Source organism: Curtobacterium sp. B18 (assembly GCF_000333375.1).
In the GTDB taxonomy this organism is placed as follows: domain Bacteria; phylum Actinomycetota; class Actinomycetes; order Actinomycetales; family Microbacteriaceae; genus Curtobacterium.
Map to the genome: position 1 here is coordinate 1 of NZ_BACZ01000066.1, position 6,117 is coordinate 6,117.

The 6,117-nt window shown below is 72.9% G+C and carries 7 protein-coding genes; 3 read left to right on the forward strand and 4 right to left on the reverse strand.

Annotated elements, in window-relative coordinates:
• Window positions 1-89 precede the first annotated feature (89 nt).
• Entirely contained in the window at window positions 90-899 is an 810-nt protein-coding gene (locus I5E_RS01815) for a putative RNA methyltransferase (RefSeq protein ID WP_022905493.1), read from the reverse strand.
• Between the two features lie 74 nt (window positions 900-973).
• On the opposite strand from I5E_RS01815, the gene I5E_RS01820 reads away from it, so the two are divergent.
• From I5E_RS01820 to I5E_RS01830, 3 genes are all read left to right on the forward strand, one after another.
• A complete protein-coding gene (locus I5E_RS01820) occupies window positions 974-1,585 on the forward strand; it encodes a CG0192-related protein (protein WP_022905494.1) in 612 nt (203 codons plus the stop codon).
• Window positions 1,586-1,711: 126 nt separating this feature from the next.
• The gene (locus I5E_RS01825; RefSeq protein WP_022905495.1) at window positions 1,712-2,650 is read left to right on the forward strand and encodes an aldo/keto reductase; all 939 of its coding nucleotides are present in this window, start codon (window positions 1,712-1,714) and stop codon (window positions 2,648-2,650) included.
• 22 nt (window positions 2,651-2,672) lie between these two features.
• Entirely contained in the window at window positions 2,673-3,200 is a 528-nt protein-coding gene (locus I5E_RS01830; protein WP_022905496.1) for a GNAT family N-acetyltransferase, read from the forward strand.
• A 119-nt stretch (window positions 3,201-3,319) separates the two neighbouring features.
• Here I5E_RS01830 and I5E_RS01835 read toward each other — a convergent pair whose 3' ends face one another.
• The 3 genes from I5E_RS01835 to I5E_RS20930 form a co-directional block, all read right to left on the reverse strand.
• Window positions 3,320-3,523, reverse strand: a complete 204-nt coding sequence (locus I5E_RS01835) for a hypothetical protein (RefSeq protein WP_148286825.1) — start codon at window positions 3,521-3,523, stop codon at window positions 3,320-3,322.
• Window positions 3,524-3,569: 46 nt separating this feature from the next.
• The gene (locus I5E_RS01840) at window positions 3,570-3,800 is read right to left on the reverse strand and encodes a hypothetical protein (protein WP_022905498.1); all 231 of its coding nucleotides are present in this window, start codon (window positions 3,798-3,800) and stop codon (window positions 3,570-3,572) included.
• A 34-nt stretch (window positions 3,801-3,834) separates the two neighbouring features.
• Window positions 3,835-6,117: glycoside hydrolase family 92 protein (locus I5E_RS20930; RefSeq protein ID WP_022905499.1), on the reverse strand; the 2,283-nt coding region annotated here is incomplete at its 5' end.

Genomic DNA, 6,117 nt, shown 5'->3' on the forward strand with positions numbered 1-6,117 from the left:
CCGGGTCGGCATGCCGGTCGACCGTGCGCGCGGACGGTCGCACACGCCCGGCGGTCAGCGACCCGTGGCTGACGGAGCGGGGGCCACGGTCAGGTCGCCGGACTCCACGTACTGACGGTCACGGTGGCGGTCACGCTCGTCGGCGCGAACACCTGCGCCGGGTCGACGTGGTGGTGACTCGGCCCCATGTGCACCACGTCGTGCACGTCCTCGGCGGACAGCTCCATCGTCCACGTGAGGTCCTCGGCCGACCGCTGCACGAACGCGGGCGTCAGGGAGTCGTGCAGCCGCCGTTCCTTCTCGGGGTCCACCGTGATGGTCGCCTCGGCCAGCTCCGCCAGGTGTCCCGTGCGCGGGGTCACCACCACGAGGAGGCCCTCGGGGTGCAGCACGCGGGCGTACTCCGACTGGTTGCGTGGCGCGAAGACGTCCAGCACGACCGCGGCTGCGCCGTCGACGACCGGGAGGCGCTCGGTCACGTCCCCGACGACGGCTCCCGCGCGCTCGTGGATGCGAGCGGCCCGCCGGATCGCGACCGCGGACAGGTCGAGGGCGACCCCGAGCCGCGACACGGCGTCGAGCGCGTGTGCGAGGTAGGTTCCCGGACCGGACCCGACGTCGAGGACGACACCGGGCACGTCCACGGAGGCAACCGCCCGGGCGACGGCCTGTTCGATGGGCGCGTAGTGCCCCCGGCCGAGGAAGCGGAGTCGGGCGTCGACCATCTCAGGGGTGTCCGCCGTCAGCGCACGGCGCTTCGCGGGCAGGAGCGTGAGGTGTCCCTGCTTGGCCTCGTCGAACCGGTGACCGGTCGCGCAGCCCACCTGGCCGCCGTCGACGCGGCCGAGGGGCTCGGCGCAGACGGGGCAGGCGAGCACGGGGAGCAGGTCGTCGCGCACCCGACCAGCGTAGGCGTCGGTAGCCCGACCGGACGGCGGGTTCTCGATGCACTGATCGTCGGTACGGTCGGGGCATGGCCGTCATCCACCACGCAACCCTCCGTCCGTCGAAGCTCGAGGCGCTCGCCGTCTGGCTGCCGGACCAGCCCTGGAGCGGGGTGTCCGCCGGTGACGACCTCGCGATCGCCGGGAAGTTCCGGTTCGACGACCCCGCGGGCGAGGTGGGCGTCGAGACGGTGCTGGTGCGCACCACGGACGGCCGGGTGCTCCAGGCGCCGCTGACCTACCGCGGGGCGCCGCTCGACGGCGCCGAGGCCTTCCTCGTGACCGAGATGGACCACTCCGTGCTCGGACGACGCTGGGTCTACGACGCCGTGGGCGACCCGGTGTACGCCGACGTGCTGCGCCGGGCGATCGCCACGGGCGGGCACGAGGCCACCCTCGAGCGCGCCGACGGATCCGGGGCGTGGGACGCCGAGGGGACGGCATCGGGCAGCGGGTCCGATGCCGACTCCCCCACCGTGACGACCGTGGACGCGCAGACCTCCGGCGCCCTGACCTCCGTCGCGACCGGTCACGGGACGCTCGTCGTCGCCCGTGCCGTCGGGGCGGAACTGCCCGCTGGTCGCACGCTCACCGGCGGCTGGGCCGACGGCACCGGGGTGCTCGCGGTCCTGGTGCCCTGAACCGGACCACCTGACGGCCGCGACGTCAACAGTGGGGCCGAGCCGCGCCTCCCGTCCGTCGGCCGCACCGATGCCGGTACGGACAGGGCCTGCCTGCCCGGCGGCGCCGGTGGGAGGATCGAGGGCGTGAAGACACTGGAGTTGCCACAGACGGACCTCACCGCATCCGACGTCGTCGTCGGCCTGATGCGGATCAACGACATGAGCGACGAGGACATCCGCGCGCTGTACGCCGCCTCGCGCGATGCCGGCGTGACGATGTTCGACCACGCCGCGGTGTACGGCGGCTGGCACGGCTGCGAGGAGCGGTTCGGCTCGGCCGTCACGCTCTCCCCCGCCGAGCGCGCCGAGATCGTGCTGCAGACCAAGGTCGGCATCCGCCCGACGCCGAACGGCGCGTACTTCGACTTCTCGTACGAGCACATCATCGAGTCCGTGCACGAGTCGCTCGAGGCCCTGCGCACCGACTTCATCGACGTCCTGCTGCTGCACCGCCCGGACGCCCTCGTCGAGCCGGAGGAGGTCGCGAAGGCCTTCGACGAGCTGCACGCCGCCGGCAAGGTCCACCACTTCGGCGTCTCGAACCACACGCCGGGGCAGGTCGACCTGCTGCGCCGCTCGGTGCGGCAGCCGCTCGCGTTCAACCAGGTGCAGCTGAGCATCACGCACGCGAACGTCATCGCACAGGGCGTCACGGCGAACATGGGCGGCCTCGACCAGTCGATCGACCGCGACAACGACATCCTCAACCACTCGCGGATGAACGGTGTCACGCTGCAGGCGTGGTCGCCCTTCCAGAAGGGCTTCTTCGACGGCGTCTTCCTCGGCGATCGCGAGCACTACGCCGAGCTGAACGACGTGCTCGAGGAGCTCGCGGCCGCGCACGGGGTCACCCCGACGGGCATCGCCGTGGCGTGGATCACCCGCCACCCGGCGCACTTCCAGGTCGTTCTCGGCACGACGAACCCGCAGCGCGTCCGGGACTCGGCCGCCGGTTCCGACGTCGAGCTCTCGCGCGAGGAGTGGTACCGCGTGTTCACCGCCGCGGGGCACACCGTCCCCTGAGCCGATCGGGCAGGGTGGGACCGTGCTCCACGACCTCACCCTGCCCGTCACGCTCGACACGCGCTCCGGCCCGGTCACCGTCCGGGACGCGACGCCCGACGACCTCGACGCCCTGGTCGCGCTGCTGTCGGACGACCCGGTCAGTGCCGCCCGCGGAGACGTCGCCGCGCCGGAGGACGCCCCGCTGTACGCCGCCGCACTCCGGGCGATCGTCGAGGACCCGTCGAACGCGCTCCTCGTCGTGACGGATGCACAGGACGTCGTCGTCGGGACGCTCCAGCTCACGCGGATCCCCGGGATGGCCCGGCGTGGGTCCGCGCGGCTGCTCGTCGAGGCCGTCCGGGTGAGCAGTGCCGTGCGCTCGGGCGGGATCGGCAGCGCGGTGATGCGGTGGGTGGTGGACGTCGCGGCGCGGGAGCTCGCGACGCCGCTCGTGCAGCTGACGTCGGACGCCGAGCGGACGGACGCCCACCGGTTCTACGAGCGGCTGGGGTTCACCGGATCGCACGTCGGGTTCAAGTACCGGGTGCCCGACGTCCCGCTGCACTGACGTTTCTTTCCCAGGACGCCCGCGATGCATGGGCTTCCCGCGCGTACCGGGTCGGAACTTCTGACCAGGTACGCCCGATTCGACCAGGTACACCGCGCGGGGGCCGGGCGGCGGGCGGGTCAGTCGGCGCGGGTCGGGGCGCTCGGGACCGCCACGTCGACGGGCGACACCCGCGCGGGGTCGGCCGACGCCCCGCCGACGACGTCGAACGTGATCCCGAGCTCGGCAGCGGTGTCCTCGTCGAGCTCCAGCCCGTCCTGCTTCACCTGGTCCTCCGGGATTGCACGGCCACCGGACGGGTCCCACGAGTTCGCGATCGACATGCGCACGAGCATGCCCGGTCCGCTTGGCAATCGCCCTGGAAACGCGTCAGAGATCGTCCGGGTGCAGGCGGTCGCCGGCCTGCGGTCGCCGGAACACCGGGCCGCCGCCGGCCTCGTCCTCGTCGTCGTGACGGACCGGCGAGACGCTCGGGTCGGCGGAGTCCTCGCCGACGTCGGCGCCGCGGTCCTCCTCGATCTGCAGCTCGTCCTCGTCGGCGCCGTCCACGGGGATCGAGCGGCCGTCCTGTTCGGGATCGAAGGGTGTGCTCATCGACATGGGCCGAGCATGCCCTCGCCCGGTGAACGGCGGGTCAACGCTGTCCGTCCGCCGCGATCAGCTCGAGCTGGGTGAGCGGCAGGTCGGAGACGGCCGTGACCGTGAAGGCCGTCCCGGAGCCCTGCAACCGGAACACCCGGGTCTGGCCGGCCCAGTCGAACACCGCGTCCTGCACGGCGGCACGGGTGTCCCCGAGGGCGACCTCCCACGAGTACGTCCCCGGCTCGGCTGCGGTCACCGTGTAGAGCGACGACGGGACCGGTTCGACCGCGAACGACACCGAGGTGCCCGCGGGGACCGCCGTGACCGTCCGTCCGGTGTCGTCGACGAGCGACGAGGCGCCGTGCGGTGCGGAGCCCTGCGGTGAGGAGCCGTGCGGTGCGGAGCCCTGCGGAGCGGAGCCGACCGGCAGCAGGTCGACGGGGGTGTCCCGGTAGCCGTGCACCTCGGACGCCGAGACCGGGCGGGTGTCCGATGCCCAGCCCTGCGGCTCGGGCGACAGCGTGAACTCGATCCGGGACGCCGACACCACCACGCGGTGCGGGATGCTCACCGACGTCCACGGCGTGCCGTCGACCGTCACCGACGCGACGTACGCGCCCTCGGAGCCGTCGGCGACCTCGATGACGGTGGGCGCGCCTCCCGGCTGCTGCAGCACCGTCCTGCGGACCGACGGCGGCACGAGGACGTAGGTGCCCGTGGACGGCGCCAGCGGGTAGAGGCCGATCGTCGCGAAGACGTACCAGGCGCTCATCTCGCCGTTGTCCTCGTCGCCGGGGTAGCCCTGACCGAGGTCCGAGCCGACGAACAGGCGCTCGAGCGCCTCGCGGACGATGCGGTGCGCCTCGTCGTGCCGCCCGGTGAACATCGGGAAGAACGGGATGTGGTGCGCCGGCTGGTTCGACAGCCCGAGCATGCCCATCCGCACGTCGCGGGCCTCGGTCATCTCGTGGATGGGGAAGCCGTACGAGCCGGACCGCACCGTCGCCCCGGTCTCCGGGGTGGCGAAGAAGGTGTCGAGCGCGGCATCGAACCGCGTGGGTCCGCCGTGCAGGTCGACGACGCCGACCCCGTCTTGCGGAGCCGTGAAGGCGGTCCCCCACGCGTTCGTCTCGGTGTAGTCGTCGCCCCAGTCGCGCGGGTCGAACTCGGTGCCGACCCGCCAGGAGCCGTCGGGGTCGCGGCCGATGAAGAAGCCGCGCTCGGAGTCGAAGACGTTCCGGTACTGCAGCGAGCGGCGGGCGAACCACTCCGACTCGGCCTCGTACCGTGCGAGGTCCGCGGGGGTCCGGGCGCGGGAGGCGAGCAGGCCCGCCATCACGGCGAGCCCCCAGTCGTTGATGGCTGCGTCGAGGGTCCAGCTCATCCCCTCGTGGGTCGCCGTGTCGACGTGGCCTCGGAAGGCGCCCGGGAGGCTCCCCTTGCGTCCGACACGCTCGTCCCGTGGCGGGACGGTCGCGTTGCGCACGGCGCTCCGGTAGGCCTCGGTGAGGTCGAAGCCGGCGATGCCCTTCACCGCGAGGTCCGCGAAGACGGTGTCGCTCGTCGTGCCGGTCATGCAGTCCTCGGCGCCGGGGGCACTCCACCGGGGCGTCCACCCGCCGTCGTGGTGGTGCTCGACGAAGCCCTGCGCGAGTTCGCCGGCGGTGTCCGGGGTGAGCAGGGCGAGCAGCGGCCAGGCGGTCCGGTAGGTGTCCCAGAAGCCGTTCGTGGTCGTGAACGGGCCCTCGACGACCTCGGGACCGGGTTCGTCGCGGATCGGGGACTCCTGCACGGAACCGTACGGGGAACGGTGCCGGGGAACCCCGTCCCGAGCGGTCTCGCCGGCACGGTTCGGGTAGAGGAACAGCCGGTACAGGCCGGAGTACAGGCTCGTGAGCTGGTCGGGGGTCGCGCCCTCGAACGACAGGGTGCCGAGCTCGTCCGTCCAGAGCCGCTCCGCGCGGGCCCGCATGGTGTCGAACGGGCCGGCGGCGTCGAGGTTCGCGCGGGCGTCCGCGAACGAGACCGTCGAGATGCCGAGCAGCACGTCGGTCCCGGTGGCGTCGCCGAGACCGATCCACCCGCGGAGCTGCTGCTCGCCGGACGTCGTGTGGTCGGAGGTCGCGCCGGGGATCCGGACGTGCACGAAGTGCGGCGGGGTGCCGGGACGGTCGTCGAGCAGGGCCTCGACCACGGCGGTGCCGTCCGCGACCGTCACCGAGACGTCCGAGACCCGGCCGTGGTGGTCGAGCACGATGCTCCGGGCGCCGGTGAACCGGAAGCCGAGGGCGAACTCCCCCGCGGTCATCTCGGCCGTCACGCCCTGGTCGAGGTC

What these genes read in the sequence shown, in the direction of transcription:
- I5E_RS01820 (WP_022905494.1), top strand. Translation starts at nt 974, where the DNA reads ATGGCCGTCATCCACCACGCAACCCTCCGTCCGTCGAAGCTCGAGGCG.
- I5E_RS01835 (WP_148286825.1), bottom strand. Translation starts at nt 3,523, where the DNA reads ATGTCGATCGCGAACTCGTGGGACCCGTCCGGTGGCCGTGCAATCCCG.
- I5E_RS01840 (WP_022905498.1), bottom strand. Translation starts at nt 3,800, where the DNA reads ATGTCGATGAGCACACCCTTCGATCCCGAACAGGACGGCCGCTCGATC.